Raw genomic sequence first — 16,091 nt, forward strand, 5'->3', positions numbered from 1 at the left:
TCGGTGATTCGGTCCGGGGGGTGAGGCAGCGCGGGCCCGCCGTTGCCTATAACCGAATCATGACGATTCCTCGGCTGCCCCGCGACGACCTGACGGCGGCGATGGCGGCCCGGCGCGAGCTCGGCCCCGAATACGACGACGCCTTCATCGAGACGGTCGTGGACCGCATCGAGGAGGCCCTCGACGCGCGCTCGTCCGCCGCCGAGCCCAGGGCCAGGGCCAGGCCGCGTCCGGCGGCGGAGCGGTTCCGCGGCGACCGCGATCACAGCCTGGCCATGGCGGTGCTGTCGCTGCTCGCCGCGATCCCGCTGAGCGCCATCTCGGTCATCAACGCCGGCCTCCCCGGCCTGATGTTCACCCTCGCCGCGATCGTCCTGATAAACGTCACCTACACCTTCCGCCCTCGCCCCTGACGGCTCAGCCGCCCGGCTCCGGGTCGCGGGGGAGGCCGAGGAGGCGCTCGCCGATGATGTTGAGCTGGACCTCGGTGGTGCCTCCGTAGATCGTCATCGCGCGGCTGAACAGCATGGCCCGCGCCATGATGCCGCTCTCCGCCAGCGGGACCTCGGTGGCGGCGGCGGCGCCCTGCGCGGCCCAGCAGTGATCGGCGACGTCCTGGTTGAACTGGACGCCGAGGAGCTTGCGGACGCTGGCCTCCGCGCCCGGCTCCACGCCGTTCAGCTGCTTGAGGGTGGCGCGCAGGCCGAGCAGGTCGATCGACTGGCCCTGCGCGACGAGCGCGCCGACCTCGGGGGCGGCGACCGCGTCGACGTCGCGGCCCCGGAGGAACGTCAGCAACTCGGGGACGCCCATGCCGAGGCCGCCGCCGGTCGACAGCGACACCCGCTCGTTGGACAGCGTGTTCCGCGCGACCTGCCAGCCCCGGTTCACCTCGCCGACGACGCGCTCGTCCGGGACGAACACGCCGTCGAGGAACACCTCGTTGAACAGGGCGTCGCCGGTCAGCTCGCGCAGCGGCCTGACGTCCACGCCTTCGGACCGCATGTCCACGAGGAAGTAGGTGATGCCGTCGTGCTTGGGCGCCTCGGGGTCGGTGCGGGCGACGCAGAAGCCCCACTCGGCGTGCTGGGCGAGCGACGTCCAGATCTTCTGGCCGGTGAGCCGCCAGCCGCCCTCGACGCGCTCGGCCTTCATCGACAGCGACGCCAGGTCGGAGCCGGCGCCGGGCTCGGAGAACAGCTGGCACCACACGATCCGGCCGTGCAGGGTCGGGCGGAGGAAGCGCTCCTTCTGCTCGTCCGTCCCGTACCGGACGATGGACGGCACGAGCCATGCGCCGATCCCGATGTTCGGGCCCTTGACCTTGGCGGCCTTCAGCTCCTGCTGGATCAGGATCTGCTCGACGGGCCCGGCCGCGCGGCCCCACGGCTCCGGCAGGTGCGGAGCGGTCCAGCCGCCGTCGCCGAGCCTCCGGTGCAGCTCGTCCTTGCCGGTGACGGCGGCCAGTTCCGCGATCTCGGCGCGGATGCGCTCGCGGAGCGGCTGGGCGTCCTCGTCCAGTTCGAGGACGACCTCGCGGCGGCCGCCGTCCAGCGCGAGCGCCGCGATCTTGGCGGCCCACTCCTTGGACGGCCCGAGCAGCGCCCGCAGAGTCGAGGCGCGGCGCAGGTAGACGTGCGCGTCGTGCTCCCAGGTGAAGCCGATGCCGCCGAGGATCTGGATGGCGTCACGGGCCGTCCGGACGCCCGCGTCGGCGGAAATGACGGCGGCGACCGCGGCGGCGAACCCGGCGTCGGGGGCGTCCTCGTCCAGGGCGCGGGCGGCGTCCCAGGCGGCGGCGCGGGCCTGCTCCAGCGCGATCAGGCTGCGGGCGGCCTTGTGCTTGACGCCCTGGAACTGCCCGATCGGGCGGCCGAACTGCTCGCGGACCTTCGCGTACTCGGCGGCGGTGGTCACCAGCCAGCCGGCGAGGCCCGCGGCCTCCGCGCCGAACAGGGCGGCGGCGAGGTCCCTGACGCGGTCCGCGGTGACGCCGTCCAGCACGCGGTCCGGGGCGACGGCGAGGCCGGAGACCTCGACGGCGGCGACGCGGCGGGTGCGGTCGAGGCTGGCGACGGGCGTGACCGCGGCGTCGGCGGCGTCGACGGCCACCCACCGGTCGCCCTCCACGGGCAGGACGAGCACGTCGGCGAGCCCGGCGCCCAGGACCGTTCCGAACGTGCCGGTCACGACGAGCGAGTCGCCGTCGCGGCGGCCGGTCAGGGCGCCGTCCAGCGCGACGGCGCCGGTCTTCGACCCGTCGGCCAGGGCGGGCAGCAGCTCGGCGCGCACCTTCGCGTTGCCGGACGCGTCGATCGCCGCGCTCGCCAGGACGGTCGGCAGGAACGGTCCCGGCGCGGCGGCGCGGCCCAGCTCCTCCAGGACGACCGCCAGTTCCAGGAGGCCGTAGCCCTGGCCGCCGTGCTCCTCGTCGAGATGCAGGCCGAGCAGGCCCTGGTCGGCCAGGGACCGCCAGAACCCGGGCCTGGTCTCCGCCTCGGCGTCCAGCGCGGCCCGGACCGCCGCCGCGGGGATGTCGCGTTCGGCGAGGCCGCGCACCGAATCGGCGAGCGCCTCGTGCTCCTCGGTCAGCCCGATGCCCATGCCTCGACCCTCTCTCCCACCACTGTTGATTCTTATTCTAGAACAGGGTTCGGTCGAGTGGGGTGCGCGCGGGCGCTAGGCGTCGCGTGTCGCGGCGGCGTCCGCGTCGTCCGCCGCGATCGGCGCCTTCTCCGGCGCGTGCTCCGACGTCTTGCCGGACGGCTTGGCTCCGACGGTGAGGCTGGCGACGGTGGTGGCGGCGAGCGTCCCGGCGATCACCGCGAGGGACAGCCAGATCGGGATCTCCGGCGCCCACGACACGCCGTACTCGTGCATCGCGTGGAAGATCAGCTTCACGCCGATGAAGCCGAGGATGAACGCCAGCCCGTGCCCGAGGTAGACGAGCCGGTCGGTGAGCCCGCCGAGCAGGAAGTACAGCTGGACGAGCCCCATCAGCGCGAACGCGTTGGCGGTGAACACCAGGTACGGCTCGGTCGTCAGCCCGAAGATCGCGGGAATGGAGTCCAGCGCGAACAGCACGTCGGTGGACCCGATCGCGATCATGACGATGGCCATCGGGGTCAGGTACCGGCGGCCGTCCCGCCGGGTGACGAACCGGGAGCCGTCGTACTCGTCGGACGTGGGGATGACCCGCTTCGCCCAGCGCAGCAGCCGGTTCTCCTCGAACTCGTCGTCGTCCCCGCGGACGAGCCCGATCGCGGTCCAGATGAGGAACGCGCCGAAGATGAAGAAGACCCAGGTGAACGTGGAGATCGCCGCGGCTCCGACGGCGATGAACAGGCCGCGCAGCACCAGCGCGATCACGATGCCCGCCATCAGCACGGTGTGCTGGGCGTGCTTCGGCACCGCGAACCGGGCGAGGATCACCATGAACACGAAGAGGTTGTCGACGCTGAGGCTCTTCTCGGTGACGAACCCGCCGTAGTACTCCGCCGCGTACCGTCCGCCGGAGAACAGCCACACGCCGACGCCGAACAGCACGGCGAGGCCGATGTAGATCGCCGACCAGAACGCGGCGCGCCGGGTGGTGAAGTCCCGGGTGTCGTTGCGGTGGATCAGGAACAGGTCGGCGGCGATGACGGCGAGGATCCCAGCGATGGTGAGACCCCACACCAGGGGTGAGACGGCCAAGAGGTGCACCTCCAGCGGACGTGAACGAGCGCTGGAGGTCTCTCCCGCCCTGGACGAGCAACCTGGCCGCCCATCGGGCCCCGGCCCCGGGCCGGTATGGACCGACCGTATTGACGGAAACCGTGCGCGGGGATACTCCCCTCCACTGCCCCCTATAACGCGATCTTCTTCGCCGGAGTTCCCGACCCGGCGAATTCGTCAGATACGGGCGTCCGCAAGCTCCAGATAGAGGGCGGCGAGCTGGTCGACGGCGTCGTCCTCGCCAGGCAGTTGGGCCGAGCGCTGCGCGGCGGCGGAGGCGAGCCGGGCGGCGAGGGCCGGGTCGTCCAGGACGCGGCTCACCGCGCGTTCCAGCGCGTCCGCGTCGCCCGGCGGGACGAGCAGCGCCGCCTCGCTCTCGGGGCCGTGCAGCAGCGGGCCGCCGCCGTCCGCGGGACGCTCGCCCGCGCCGACCATGCCGGGGATGCCGCCGACGCGGGTCGCGACGAGGGGCCGTCCCGCCCGCAGGATCTCCTGGACGACCAGCGGCTGCCCCTCCCACACGCTCGGGACGACCGCCACGTCGGACGCGGCGAGCAGGCCGGGGACGTCCGGGCGGCGGCCGAGGAGCCGGACGGGCAGTTCCTCGGCCTCGATCCGGGCGCGCAGCTCGCCCTCCAGCGGGCCGTCCCCGACGATCGCGACGAGCGGCGGCGGGGTGCGTCCGGCCCAGGCGCGCGACGCGTCCAGCAGCGTCGGCAGGCCCTTCTGCTCGGCGAGCCGGGCCACCGTGACGATCAGCGGCCGCTTCCCCACGTCCAGCTCAGCGCGCAGGTCGGCGCGGACGGCCGGGCCGGGCGGCACCTTCGGCGCGGGCGCGGGGACGATCGCGTGCCCCACCGACCGGGCGCCGAGCGTCCGCATCCGCTCCTCCAGGTCGGGCGACACCCCGAGGACGCGGGTCGCGCCGCGCGCCACGACGCGTTCCAGCGCCCCGTAGACGGCGGCCGTCCGCCCGCCTGTGATGACGGCGTTGTGCAGCGTCACGACCAGCGGCGGACCGCCGCGGGAGAACCGCAGCGGGCCGGGTGCGATCCGCGCGCACGCCGCGACCGCGAGGGCGCCTGCCCGGAGCCCGTGCGCGTGGACGACGTCCGCGCCGCGCAGCAGCGACCGCAGCCGCGCCACGGCCCTGGCGTCGCTCAGCGGACGGGGCCGGTCCGCGACGTCGATCTCACTGAAGCGGACGCCGCCGCCCGCGAACCCGAACAGCTCCTCGGTCGACGCGGGCCCGCACACCAGCACGCGGGCGCCGCGCCCGGCCAGGCGCCGCGCGACGGACCGGACGTGCTTCCCGACGCCGCCCGCGGCGGTCCCGAGGACGATCGCGACGCGCAGCCCGTCCAGCTCGCTCGTGTCAGACATGACGGGTGATCCTCCGGCTCAGGACGGCCCGCAGGTCACGGCCGTCGATCACGAATGCGACGATCAGGAAGACGGCTCCGGCGGCGAGCGCGGCGAGCATACCGGTCCCGGCGCTGCGGAGTTCGCCGCTCGCGCCGGTCCCGCCCGCCCCGAGCAGCGCGGCGACCGCGTACCCTGCCGCGCCGCCCGCGGCGCCGCCCGCCAGCCCGGCCGCCAGCGCGCGCGGAATCCCCGCCACGGACGCGGCGCCTCGGGCGCGCAGGAGCGTTCCCAGCAGCAGCGCGCCCGCGACGGTCATCCCGGCCGCGTTGCCGGCGCCGAGCGCCGCGACCACCCACTGCCGGTCGGCCGACAGGACGAGCACGACGTCCGCGACCATCACGACCAGCCAGCCCGTGACGACCGCCGCCGCGCCCATCCGCCCCCGATGGCAGGCGAACAGCACACGTCCGAGATGCGCGACGAGCCCGTAGCCGAGCAGGCCGGGCGCGAACGCGAGCACCGCGCGGGACAGCACCTCCTGCTGGTCGGGGTGGCCGGGGTTGAACACCGCGCCGATCGGCACGGCGACCGCCGCCAGCGCCGCCGCGCCCGCGCACGACACCAGGATCACCGCGCGGGTGGTGGACGCGGTGACCTGGTCGAACCGCTCCTGCTCCCCGGCGCTCATCCGCGCCGACAGCATCGGGAACGCGCTGGTCGCGATCGGCACGGCCAGGATCGCCCACGGCAGCAGGTAGATCGCCCACGCGTACTGGTAGTTGGCGAGCGCGCCGCCCGTCCCCTCGTAGCTGAGCCGGACGACGAGCAGCGCCGACAGCTGCTGCGCCGCGACGGTCGCGAGCCCTGCGAGCGCGAGCCGCCGCACGCGCCGCGCGACGCCGTCCGGGAACCGCAGTGTGGGACGCAGCCTGAGCTTCAGCCGCCAGGCCGCGATCCCGGCGGTGGCGGCCATCGCGACGCCGCCGAGCGCCGTCCCGATCGACAGGGTCAGCTCCGCGTCCAGCGGGAGGCCCGCGAGGTCGTTCTCGTAGCCGCGGCCGAGCGGCGCGTACGCGACGTACGCGGCGATCACCACGAGGCTCGACATCAGCGGCGCCAGCGCGGGCGCGACGAACCGGCGGTGCGACTGCAGCAGCCCGTACAGGACGACCGCCATCCCGTACATCACCATCTGCGCCGACATGATCGCGAGCATGGTGGAGCCGACGTCCACGATCTGGTTCCGCGAGCAGCCCTTCAGGTCGCCGCCGACGAGCAGCTCCATGATCGGGCCCGAGCCGAGCGCCATCAGCGCCGACAGCGGGACCATCAGCACGACGATCCAGGTCAGCAGCGCCGACCCGATCCGCCGGACCTGCTCGCGGTCGCCGCGCTCGGCAGGGCCCGCCAGGACCGGCACGACCATGCTGGCGAGCGCGCCGCCCGCGACGATCTCGTAGACGATGCTGGGGAACTGCGTCGAGGTGAAGTACGCCTGGCTGAGGCACGACGTGGTGACCGTCTGCGAGAAGGCGTAGGTGCGGCCGAACCCGGCGAGCCGCGCCAGGACGGTGATGACCGCGATGACCACGGCCGCGCCGGCGAGGCCGCCGGTCAGGCGGCGCAGCACAGGGGACACGGTCGTCTGCGGCTCACTCGTCGGGGTCGGGGGGCGGCGCTGCTACGCGGGGTCCGCGGCGACGCCGTCGCCGGACGAGCGGAACGCGTCGTCCGGCTTCTCCGCCTCGCCCGCGGGGGGCGGGACGTGCACGGCGGCGGGACGGCGGCCGAGCATGTCGATGCGGTTCAGCACCGGGTTGCCCGCGATGACCTTGGTGAAGCTGACGAACTCGCTGGCCGCGTTCAGCCCGGCGAGCCCGGCCAGGACGGCGAGGCGCGGCGCGCGGCCGAGCCGGGTCGCGGACAGGCCGAGCAGCGCGCCGAGCGCGTTGGCGCCGGTGTCGCCGAGCATCGCGCGCTCGCCGAGGTCCTCGGGCAGCAGCGCGGCGGCGGCGCCCAGCGGCGCCGCCACGACCGCCGACCCGGACTTGGTCAGCGCGAGCGGCGCGCCGGTGATCAGGCCGACCTTGATCGCGCGTCCCGGACGCAGGTCGAACAGGTTCATCAGGTTCGCGCCCCCGGCGATGATCGCGCCGTTGAGGAAGGCGTCGAACGCGCGTCCCGTCCGGGACGGGGCGGGCGACCCGGCGATCGCGGCGGCGGCGAGGCCGGTCGCGCCGATGCCGAGGATCTTGACCGCGCCGCTGGTGACCTCGCCGCGCGCGAGCGCGGCGAGGTGCCCCTTGAAGCCGCGGGACGAGGACGACCCCGCGATGTCGTCGTACCCGCCGAGCAGCGCGGACCCGGCGCCCGCGAGCAGCGCGGCGGCGCGCATCCGGCCCTCGACGCCCGGCGCGAGGAGTCCGGCCGCGGCGGCGCCCGCGACGACCGCGGGCCCCTCCAGCAGCGTGACCGGCTCACCGCGGTGGTTGGTGCGCCCCCAGACCTCCTCGCCGGGGAGCCCGTTCATCCCGGGCGGGCGCCGCGTCAGCGCGACGTAGGCGGCGCGCGCGGCGGCGGCGCCGAGGCCCGCCCCGGCCAGCAGCCGCGCCGTACGCGCCGCGCCCGAGGTGCTGCGTCGCTTCATCACGTCACCCGTTCTTCCCCGCCGTGGGCGCGGGCGACGGCAGGTAGCCGCTGGCGCCGGCGCCCGTGCCGTACTGCCCGGACTTGCCGCTCATCTCGTTCTGCAGCGCCAGGATCGTCACGACCTGCCCGGAGGCGGTGTCCACCACGTCGACGGCGGAGACCGCGTCCTCGGCGTCGGAGTCACGCAGCGCCGCGATCAGCCCGCCCTCCTGCGCGGAGGTCGGCGGGCCACCGACGACGGTACCGCGCCCGGCGGCATCGAGTGCGGCGGCCAGCGAGATCAGCGCCTTGTTGTCCTCGCCGCCGCCGTCGTAGGCGTACGGGGTGGCGGGCCCGACCATCACGGCGAGCGTCGCGTGCTGCCCCGGCTTGCCGCTCTCGGTGATGTACCCGGCCTGCTTGAAGGCGTTCAGGACGGCGCCGCCGGACGCGTCCTCCCGGCCCGACTTGGCGGGGTCCTTGGTGACGATGGCGGCCGCCAGCACCGTGCCCGCCTTGTCGTAGGCGGACGCGTTGTCGGGGAACTCGACCCCGTCGGGCTTCAGCTGCCCGGCGAGCTCGTCGACCGTGGTGCGCTGGTCGTCGTCCAGGAACTTCTTCTGGACGGTGACGCGCCCGGTGACGGCGGCGCCCGCGTTCTTGGCGAGCTCCCCGACCCGCTCGATGCTGTCGTCGCCCGCGCCGGGCGTCTCGACGAGCACCAGCGACTGGCCCTTGAGCCGGTCGGCGACGATCTGCGGCGACAGCGCCTGGGCGAACTGCTCCTGCCCGTTCACCTGGTCCTGCAGGTGGCGCTGCTGGTTGCGGGCCTGCTGGGCGGTCTTGGCCGCCGCGTTGGCCTGCTGGCGCAGCGTCTCGCTGACCGAGTCCGACAGGGTGGTGGAGCCGAGCACGATGCCGAGCGCCAGCGCGAGGAAGATCGCGACGATGGAGACGAGGTGGTAGCGGAAATCGATCACGTGAAGAGTCCGGTCAGCCAGAAGACGAAGGCGTGCCAGCGGTCGGCGAGCAGGGGACTGATGACGTCCCCCGCCGGGGACATGGCGACGGCGGTGACGATGGCGACGAACGCGCCGAGGACGAGGAACAGCAGCGACCAGGTGGAGATCCGGCTGCGGTAGAGCCGGCTGACGCCCTTGGCGTCCACCAGCTTGCTGCCGACCCGCAGCCGGGTGAGGAACGTGCTGGCCATGCCGGCGCGGCCCTTGTCGAGGAACTCGACCATGTTGGCGTGCGTGCCGACCGCGACGATGAGCGTGGCGCCCTTGTCGTCGGCGAGCAGCATCGCGATGTCCTCGCTGGTGGCGGTGGCCGGGAACGTCACCGCCTCCTGGCCGAGCTCGTGGACGCGCTTCAGCCCGGGCGCCCGGCCGTCCCGGTAGGCGTGCACGACGATCTCGGCGCCGCAGGTCAGCGCGTCGTCGGACACCGAGTCCATGTCCCCGACGATCATGTCGGGGCGGTACCCGGCCTCCAGCAGCGCGTCCGCGCCGCCGTCCACGCCGATCAGGACGGGACGGTACTCGCGGATGTAGGGCCGCAGGGTCGCGATGTCCTCGCGGTAGTGGTAGCCGCGGACGACGATCAGCGCGTGCCGCCCGGCGAGCTTCGTGGCGACCTCGGGGACGCCGACGCCGTCGATGAGCAGGTCGCGCTCGCGCTTGACGTACTCCATCGTGTTGGCGACGAACGCCTCCAGCTGCGTGGCGAGACCCGCCTTCGCCTCCGTCAGCGCCGTCCCGACCGTCTCGGGCGTCTGCTCGGTGCCCTTGGCGACGACCTCCTCGCCCCGGTGCACCACCGGGCCCTCGACGCGGACCTGGTCGCCCTCATGCAGCTTGGTGAAGATCTCGGGGCCGACGTCGTCCACCAGCGGGATGCCCGCGTCCAGCAGGATCTGCGGGCCGAGGTTCGGGTAGCGGCCCGAGATGCTCGGCGCGACGTTCACGACCGCGCCGACCTCGCACGACACCAGCGCCTCGGCGCTGACACGGTCCAGGTCGACGTGGTCGATCACCGCGACCTCGCCGGGCTGCAGGCGCTTGGTGAGGTCCTTGGTGCGGCGGTCGAGCCGCGCCGTGGCGCTGACCCCGGGCAGGCCGTCGTCGCGGGCCAGGCCGAGCGAGAGCACGCGCCGCGGCAGCCGTTGCGAGAGCCGGACGCGCCGCTCTGTGGTGGGTGACGGCTCGTTCATCACTTGCCATCCTGCCAGAGCACGGGACCCGGCACTGGAAACGGCGAGTGTCCAGGCGTGTCCGTTCAATTACTCTCTGTAATTTTTGGGATGCGGTTACCGGTTACCGTTCGGCGGAGGCCATGTCGAGGAGTTCCTCGGCGTGGGCGCGTCCGAGCTCGGAGTCCTCCAGGCCGGCGAGCATCCGCGACAGCTCCCGGACGCGGCCCTCCTGGTCGAGGGTGGTCACGCCGCTGCTGGTGACCGTCCCGTCGTCGGACTTCTCCACCAGCAGGTGCCGGTCGGCGAACGCCGCGACCTGCGGCAGGTGCGTGACGACGATCACTTGCGCGTTGCGGGCGAGCCGCGCCAGCCGCCGCCCGATCTCCACCGCGGCCTTGCCGCCGACTCCGGCGTCGACCTCGTCGAACACGAACGTCGGGACCGGGTCGGCGCCGGCGAACACGACCTCGATGGCGAGCATCACGCGGGACAGCTCGCCGCCGGACGCGCCCTTGTGCAGCGGCAGCGGCTTCGCGCCGGGATGCGGCGCGAGCCGCACCTCGACCTCGTCCACGCCGTGCGGGCCGTACTCGCCGGTCGGGACGACGGTGACGCTGACGCGGGCGTGCGGCATCGCCAGCGCGGTCAGCTCCCCGGTGACGGCGTCGGAGAACCGCTCGGCGGCGCGGGTGCGGACCTCGGTCAGCTCCCCCGCCTCGGCGGCGAGCCGCTCGGTCAGCTCGGCGTGCTCGGCGCGCAGCTCGTCGATGCGGTCGTCGTCGCCCTCCAGCTCGGTGAGCCGCGCCGCCGACCGCCGCGCCCACTCCAGCACCTCGGCGGCGGTGGCGTCCGTCCCGCCGTACTTGCGGATCAGCGCGGTCACGTCGGCCCGCCGCTCCTGGACGACCGCGAGCCGCGCCGGGTCGGCGTCCACGGACTCGGCGTAGGCGGCGAGGTCGGTGCCGACGTCGTTGACGAGGTACCCGGCCTCGGCGAGCCGGTCGGCGAGCCCCGCCAGCTCCGGGTCGTGGTCGCGGACGGCGTCCAGCGCGTTGCGGGCCTGGCCGAGCAGCCCGGTCACGTTCGCGGCCTCGATCGCAGCGGACGGGTCGCCGAGCAGCGCCTCGTGCGCGGTGTCGGCGGCGCCGCGCAGCGCGTCGGCGTGCCCGAGCCGCTCCTCCTCGGCGGCGAGGTCGGCCTCCTCGCCTTCCTTCGGGTCGACCTTCTCGATCTCCTCCAGGCCGAAGCGGAGCATCTCCGCCTCCTGGGCGCGCTCGCGGGCGCGGGTGGTCAGCTCGTCCAGCAGCGCGGTGACCTGCCGGTGCCGCTGGTACGCCGCCGTGTACGCGCGCATCGGCTTGGTCAGCGCGGCGCCCGCGTACCGGTCGAGCGCGCCGCGCTGCCGGGACGCCTGCAGCAGCCGCTGCTGGTCGGACTGCCCGTGCACGGCGACCAGGTCGTCCGCGAGGTTGATCAGCACGTTCACCGGGACGGACCGGCCGCCGAGGAACGCGCGGGAGCGGCCCTCGGCCGACACCGACCGGGTCACGATCAGCGCGCCGTCGTCCAGCTCGCCGCCGGCCTCCTCCACGCGCTCCACCACGCGCCCGCCGGGGTCGACGATGATCCGGCCCTCGACGGTGGCGCGGTCCGCGCCCGGCCTGACCCGCTGCGGGTCGGCGCGCCCGCCGAACATCAGGCCGAGGCTGGTGACCACCATGGTCTTGCCCGCCCCGGTCTCGCCGGTCACGACGTTGAATCCCGGGGACAGGTCGAGCACGGCCTCATCGATCACGCCGAGGCCCTCGATCCGGACCTCATCGACCATCGGACGCACCAGCGTCACAACCCTCCGCAAAACAGTTCCCGGATCAGTGTCCCTCCGGGGGCCGAACCCCGCACCCCCGGGCGACTTCGTCGGATCAGTGCCTGTGGAGATTATCCCCTCTGATCGCCGGACGCCTCCCCGCCGATCGGGGGGCGGTCCGCGACCTGCGAGTCCTCCAGCGGAGGGGACGGGAAGGCCGGCTGCCTGACCCGGCCGCGCCAGCCCGTCACGGGCAGCCCGAACTTCGTCACGAGCCGGTCGGTGAACGGGGTGAGGTGCAGTCGCGCCAGCCGCACCGGCTCGGCGCCCCGCCGGACCTCCACCCGCACGCCCGGCTGCAGGTCGAGGGTGCGGCGCCCGTCGCACCACAGGACGGCGCGCGGCGTCCCCGGCAGCACCTCCACGGCGACCAGCGAGCGCGGCGACACCACCAGCGGGCGCGCGAACAGCGAGTGCGCGCTGATCGGCACGACCAGCATCGCCTCGACCTCCGGCCACACCACCGGGCCGCCAGCGGAGAACGCGTAGGCGGTCGACCCGGTCGGCGTCGCGCACACCACCCCGTCGCAGCCCCAGTTCGACAGCGGCCGCCCGTCGATTTCGGCGACGACCTCCAGCATCCGCTCCCGCTCGGCCTTCTCGATGCTCGCCTCGTTCAGCGCCCACGTCGTGCCCAGCACGGTGCCGTTGAGGCGGGCGGTGACGTCGACGGTCATCCGCTCCTCGACGTCGTAGCGGCGGGTCACGACCCGGTCGACGGTGGCGGCGAGGTCGTCGCGCTCCGCCTCGGCGAGGAACCCGACGTGGCCGAGGTTGACGCCGAGCAGCGGGGTCCCGGCGGTGCGGGTCAGGTCGGCGGCGCGCAGCAGCGTCCCGTCCCCGCCGAGGACCATGACGACCTCGGCGTCCTCGGCGGCCGCCGCGGTGCTCGGCATGACGTCCACGCCCGCGGCGCCGATCGCCGCGGCCTCGCCGTCCAGCACCCGGACGCAGATCCCGGCCTCGCTGAGCCGCTCGATGACCAGCTGCGCGCTGCGGACCGCCTCCGGCCGCCCGGTGTGCGTCACGACCAGCACCGACCTCTTGCTCATGCTCTCGCCCCACTCCCCGCCGCGCTCACGCGTGCTGCCCTCTGGACGGACATCGCTCCGAGGGACGTTCCCGGTTCGGACGCCTTCTGTACGCGCCGCGGCCCGAAGTCGATCATTGCGGGCCGTCCGCGACGGCCTTGGCGAGGTCGGCCTCGTCCAGCGGCGGGGCCTCCGCGCGCAGCCACAGGAAGTACTCCACGTTCCCGGACGGGCCCGGCAGCGGGCTCGCCGTGACCCCGCGGACGCCGAGGCCGAGCGTCTCCGCGTGCGCGGCCACGCCCCGCACCGCGCCGGCGCGCAGCTCCGGGTCGCGGACGACGCCGCCCGCGCCGACCCGGTCCTTGCCGACCTCGAACTGCGGCTTCACCATCATCGCGAAGTCGGCTCCGGGCGCCGCGCACGCGCGCACCGGCCCGAGGACGAGCTTCAGCGAGATGAACGACAGGTCGCCGACGACGAGATCCGGAAGCGCGTCGCCGAGCATCTCCGGGCGCAGGTCGCGGACGTTCGTCCGCTCCAGGACGGTGACGCGCTCGTCCGTGCGGAGGGACCAGGCAATCTGCCCGTAGCCGACGTCCACGGCGTACACGCGCGCGGCTCCGGCCCGGAGCAGGACGTCGGTGAACCCGCCGGTGGACGCGCCGGCGTCCAGGCATATGCGGCCTTTGACGGCCAGGCCCTCGAACGCCTGGAGGGCGCCGGCGAGCTTGTGGCCGCCGCGCGAGACGTAGTCGGGGCCTTCGTCGGCGTCCGCCACGACGATCGCGGCGCCGGTCTCGACCTGCGTGGCGGCCTTCTCCGCCGCCCGCCCGCCGACCCGGACCCGGCCGTCGCCGATCAGCCGCCCGGCGTGCTCCCGCGACCGCGCCAGGCCGCGCCGGACCAGCTCCGCGTCCAGGCGGCGCCTAGTGCCCATCGCCCCGGCTCATGGACGGGGGCGGAGCGCGTCGGGAAAGCCGGGACGCGTCGCCTGCTGTGCCTGGGTGGGCTGCGGCGCCTGGCCGGGGTGTACCGGCTCGCCAGGCTGTGGCGGCTGGGCGGGGCGCGGCACGTGCGGCGGCTGCGGCTCGTCCTGGTCGGCGGAGGCGAGGAGCTCCTGCAGCCGCTGGTGGACGTCCTCGTAGATCTCCACGTGCTCGGGGACGGCCCGCGCGCCCAGCTCGCCGAGGCGGGCGACGGCGGCGTCCACGCGCGGGTCGCCGGTCGGGCCGGGCGGCGGGACGGCCGGGAACTCCGGCTCCTCCGGGGCGGGCCGCGGCTCCGGCGCGCGCTCCGGGGCGGCCGGGACCGCCGGCTCCTCCGCGGCCTCGTCGGACATCACGTTTACCTCCCAGTAGACCCTCCGCGCCCGCGTGCGAGTCGCTTCCGCGTCATCCTGAACGCTACCGTCCCTGAACGACATCGTTGTCGAGGGAACGGGGAACGGCCTGACCATGGCGAACGAGGAGGAGTGCCGCGCGGCGCTCGGCCGCGTCGCGGCCCGCCTGGCGGAGGTGGACGCCGACCGGCTCGCCGAGCACGTGGTCGAGCGGACGATCAGCTGCCGCGTCCCGGACCTCGGGCTGGTCTACCGCACCCGGCTCCACGCGGGCGGCCTCGACCCGTTCGAGCTGGACGGCAACCCGAAGGACGCCGAGGTCCGCCTCACGGTGAACAGCGACGACCTCGTCGCCCTGGCCGCCGAGGAGCTGAACCCCACCAAGGCGTGGGCCGAGGGCAGGCTCAAGATCGAGGCGAGCATCTTCGACCTCCTCCGCCTCCGCAAGCTGCTGTGATCTACAGGCCGAGAGCGTTCAGAGGCGCGGTGAGGGCTTCCCTGGGCGGGGGCGTGTCCGTTTCCCAGGCGGCGGAGGCCAGGGCGCGGAGGCCGTCGTAGGGGTCGCCCGAGCCGTCGATCGTGAACGCTTCGCCGTCGCGGCGGGCCGTCCAGCCGCGGCAGCGGTGGCCGCCGCCCTCCCGGACGATCCCCGGGTGCGGGACGAGGAGGCCCGTCAGGTCGGGGGCCAGGTACGTGGGGCGCCGGTTCGGCGGGGCGGTGAGGGCCTGCATGGGGTCGGTGACGCCGGTGAACACGAGGAGGCTGTCGGCGCCGCCGTTGCGGGCGCCCTCGATGTCGGTGTCGAGGCGGTCGCCGACCACGAGCGGGCGGCGGGCGCCGGTGCGCAGGACCGACTCCTCGTGCAGCGGGCGTTCGGGCTTGCCGGTGACGATCGGCTCGACGCCGGTCGCGGAGCTGATCACGCGGAGCAGGGAGCCGTTGCCGGGATGCGGGGGCCCGTCGCCGCCGGGGATGGTCAGGTCGCCGTTGGAGCCGACGAACAGCGCGCCCCTGCTGACGGCCTGCGCGCCTTCGGACAGCAGCCCGTACCCGACGTCCGGGTGGAAGCCCTGGACGACGGCGGCGGGACGTCCGGCCGCGGTCGACACGGGGCGCAGGCCCTGCGCGTAGAGGGCGTGCCGCAGGCCCGTGCCGCCGACCACGAGCACCTCGGACCCGGCGGGCAGCCGCTCGGCGAGGAGGCGGGCGGCGGCCTGGGCCGAGGTCACCACGTCCTCCGCGTCCGCCGGGACGCCGACGTGGGTGAGGAGTTCGGCGACGGCGGACGGGGTCCGCGAGGCGTTGTTGGTCACGAACGCCAGCCGCTGCCCCGCCGCGCGGGCCTTGGCGAGCGACTCAGCCGCCGCCGGGACGGCCCTGCGGCCGACGTAGACGACGCCGTCGAGGTCGAGCAGGGCGACGTCGTACGCCTCGCACAAGGGCCGGTCGCTGCCTTTCATGAAACTCCTTGTCAACGCCGTCAGCGGCGGAATTTGAGGGTGGCCCTGGCGTGGCGGAGCGCCTTCGCGTAGTCGGGGTTCTCGGGACGCATCGCCGCGGCGAGCGCGAGATGCTCCACCGCGCCCTCGAAGTCGCCCATCCGGCTGAGGGACAGCCCGAGCCCGAACCGGGCGTAGTCCTCGGCGGGCTCCTCCTCGACGATCCCCCGGAAGCTCTCCGCCGCCGCGCCGAACTGCCGCACCCCGAACTGGGCGCGGGCGAGCGCCTCCCGGATGCTGTGCGACCTGGGCTCGGCGTCCGCGGCCCTGGTCAGCAGCTGCAGCGCCGCTCCCGCGCTGCCCGACCTGAGCAGTTCCAGCCCCCGCGTGTACCACTCGTAGACGCCGCCGGCGGGCGGGTCGGCATGCTCGCCGAGGTCGTCCCGCGGGGAATCCTCCGGCCTTTCCCGCCCTTGATGATTCATGTGGATCTCCCCTCGGAATTCGA

15 protein-coding genes are annotated in these 16,091 nt (G+C 74.4%); 2 read left to right on the top strand and 13 right to left on the bottom strand.

Going from position 1 to position 16,091, the window contains the following annotated elements:
- Window positions 1-59 precede the first annotated feature (59 nt).
- Window positions 60-413 (top strand): hypothetical protein, encoded by a 354-nt coding sequence (locus ACH35V_RS12815; protein WP_395972225.1) that lies wholly within the window; start codon window positions 60-62, stop codon window positions 411-413.
- Between the two features lie 4 nt (window positions 414-417).
- Here ACH35V_RS12815 and ACH35V_RS12820 read toward each other — a convergent pair whose 3' ends face one another.
- The 11 genes from ACH35V_RS12820 to ACH35V_RS12870 form a co-directional block, all read right to left on the bottom strand.
- Window positions 418-2,604 carry an acyl-CoA dehydrogenase gene (locus tag ACH35V_RS12820; protein ID WP_395972226.1) on the bottom strand — a complete coding sequence of 729 codons (2,187 nt, stop codon included), beginning with the start codon at window positions 2,602-2,604 and terminating at the stop codon, window positions 418-420.
- Window positions 2,605-2,679: 75 nt separating this feature from the next.
- Entirely contained in the window at window positions 2,680-3,696 is a 1,017-nt protein-coding gene (locus tag ACH35V_RS12825; RefSeq protein ID WP_395972228.1) for a TerC family protein, read from the bottom strand.
- A gap of 198 nt (window positions 3,697-3,894) precedes the next feature.
- Window positions 3,895-5,100 (bottom strand): glycosyltransferase family 4 protein, encoded by a 1,206-nt coding sequence (locus tag ACH35V_RS12830; RefSeq protein WP_395972230.1) that lies wholly within the window; start codon window positions 5,098-5,100, stop codon window positions 3,895-3,897.
- Entirely contained in the window at window positions 5,093-6,721 is a 1,629-nt protein-coding gene (gene murJ, locus ACH35V_RS12835) for a murein biosynthesis integral membrane protein MurJ (protein WP_395972231.1), read from the bottom strand. The genes ACH35V_RS12830 and murJ overlap by 8 nt, the downstream gene beginning before the upstream one ends.
- 42 nt (window positions 6,722-6,763) lie before the next feature.
- Window positions 6,764-7,729: a hypothetical protein gene (locus ACH35V_RS12840; protein WP_395972232.1), complete on the bottom strand. Its 966-nt coding sequence runs from the start codon at window positions 7,727-7,729 to the stop codon at window positions 6,764-6,766.
- Window positions 7,730-7,733: 4 nt separating this feature from the next.
- Complete coding sequence (locus ACH35V_RS12845; RefSeq protein ID WP_395972234.1) at window positions 7,734-8,690, bottom strand: copper transporter; 957 nt, start codon at window positions 8,688-8,690, stop codon at window positions 7,734-7,736.
- Window positions 8,687-9,925, bottom strand: coding sequence for a putative cytokinetic ring protein SteA (gene steA, locus ACH35V_RS12850; RefSeq protein ID WP_395972235.1), 1,239 nt, complete (start codon window positions 9,923-9,925; stop codon window positions 8,687-8,689). The genes ACH35V_RS12845 and steA overlap by 4 nt, the downstream gene beginning before the upstream one ends.
- A 103-nt stretch (window positions 9,926-10,028) precedes the next feature.
- Entirely contained in the window at window positions 10,029-11,735 is a 1,707-nt protein-coding gene (gene recN / locus ACH35V_RS12855; RefSeq protein WP_395972236.1) for a DNA repair protein RecN, read from the bottom strand.
- 110 nt (window positions 11,736-11,845) lie between these two features.
- Window positions 11,846-12,826, bottom strand: coding sequence for an NAD kinase (locus tag ACH35V_RS12860; protein WP_395972237.1), 981 nt, complete (start codon window positions 12,824-12,826; stop codon window positions 11,846-11,848).
- Between the two features lie 112 nt (window positions 12,827-12,938).
- The gene (locus tag ACH35V_RS12865; protein WP_395972238.1) at window positions 12,939-13,742 is read right to left on the bottom strand and encodes a TlyA family RNA methyltransferase; all 804 of its coding nucleotides are present in this window, start codon (window positions 13,740-13,742) and stop codon (window positions 12,939-12,941) included.
- A 9-nt stretch (window positions 13,743-13,751) separates the two neighbouring features.
- Window positions 13,752-14,144 (bottom strand): hypothetical protein, encoded by a 393-nt coding sequence (locus tag ACH35V_RS12870; protein WP_395972240.1) that lies wholly within the window; start codon window positions 14,142-14,144, stop codon window positions 13,752-13,754.
- Between the two features lie 115 nt (window positions 14,145-14,259).
- On the opposite strand from ACH35V_RS12870, the gene ACH35V_RS12875 reads away from it, so the two are divergent.
- Window positions 14,260-14,601 carry an SCP2 sterol-binding domain-containing protein gene (locus tag ACH35V_RS12875; protein WP_395972241.1) on the top strand — a complete coding sequence of 114 codons (342 nt, stop codon included), beginning with the start codon at window positions 14,260-14,262 and terminating at the stop codon, window positions 14,599-14,601.
- A gap of 1 nt (window position 14,602) precedes the next feature.
- Here ACH35V_RS12875 and ACH35V_RS12880 read toward each other — a convergent pair whose 3' ends face one another.
- Entirely contained in the window at window positions 14,603-15,604 is a 1,002-nt protein-coding gene (locus ACH35V_RS12880; protein WP_395972242.1) for an HAD-IIA family hydrolase, read from the bottom strand.
- A gap of 20 nt (window positions 15,605-15,624) precedes the next feature.
- Window positions 15,625-16,068 (bottom strand): tetratricopeptide repeat protein, encoded by a 444-nt coding sequence (locus tag ACH35V_RS12885; protein ID WP_395972243.1) that lies wholly within the window; start codon window positions 16,066-16,068, stop codon window positions 15,625-15,627.
- Window positions 16,069-16,091: the final 23 nt, after the last annotated feature.

It is taken from the genome of Actinomadura sp. 1N219 (assembly GCF_044326405.1).
In the GTDB taxonomy this organism is placed as follows: Bacteria; Actinomycetota; Actinomycetes; order Streptosporangiales; family Streptosporangiaceae; genus Spirillospora.

What these genes read in the sequence shown, in the direction of transcription:
- ACH35V_RS12815 (WP_395972225.1), top strand. Translation starts at nt 60, where the DNA reads ATGACGATTCCTCGGCTGCCCCGCGACGACCTGACGGCGGCGATGGCG.
- ACH35V_RS12820 (WP_395972226.1), bottom strand. Translation starts at nt 2,604, where the DNA reads ATGGGCATCGGGCTGACCGAGGAGCACGAGGCGCTCGCCGATTCGGTG.
- ACH35V_RS12830 (WP_395972230.1), bottom strand. Translation starts at nt 5,100, where the DNA reads ATGTCTGACACGAGCGAGCTGGACGGGCTGCGCGTCGCGATCGTCCTC.
- ACH35V_RS12840 (WP_395972232.1), bottom strand. Translation starts at nt 7,729, where the DNA reads ATGAAGCGACGCAGCACCTCGGGCGCGGCGCGTACGGCGCGGCTGCTG.
- steA (WP_395972235.1), bottom strand. Translation starts at nt 9,925, where the DNA reads ATGAACGAGCCGTCACCCACCACAGAGCGGCGCGTCCGGCTCTCGCAA.
- recN (WP_395972236.1), bottom strand. Translation starts at nt 11,735, where the DNA reads ATGGTCGATGAGGTCCGGATCGAGGGCCTCGGCGTGATCGATGAGGCC.
- ACH35V_RS12860 (WP_395972237.1), bottom strand. Translation starts at nt 12,826, where the DNA reads ATGAGCAAGAGGTCGGTGCTGGTCGTGACGCACACCGGGCGGCCGGAG.
- ACH35V_RS12865 (WP_395972238.1), bottom strand. Translation starts at nt 13,742, where the DNA reads ATGGGCACTAGGCGCCGCCTGGACGCGGAGCTGGTCCGGCGCGGCCTG.
- ACH35V_RS12870 (WP_395972240.1), bottom strand. Translation starts at nt 14,144, where the DNA reads ATGTCCGACGAGGCCGCGGAGGAGCCGGCGGTCCCGGCCGCCCCGGAG.
- ACH35V_RS12875 (WP_395972241.1), top strand. Translation starts at nt 14,260, where the DNA reads ATGGCGAACGAGGAGGAGTGCCGCGCGGCGCTCGGCCGCGTCGCGGCC.
- ACH35V_RS12880 (WP_395972242.1), bottom strand. Translation starts at nt 15,604, where the DNA reads ATGAAAGGCAGCGACCGGCCCTTGTGCGAGGCGTACGACGTCGCCCTG.
- ACH35V_RS12885 (WP_395972243.1), bottom strand. Translation starts at nt 16,068, where the DNA reads ATGAATCATCAAGGGCGGGAAAGGCCGGAGGATTCCCCGCGGGACGAC.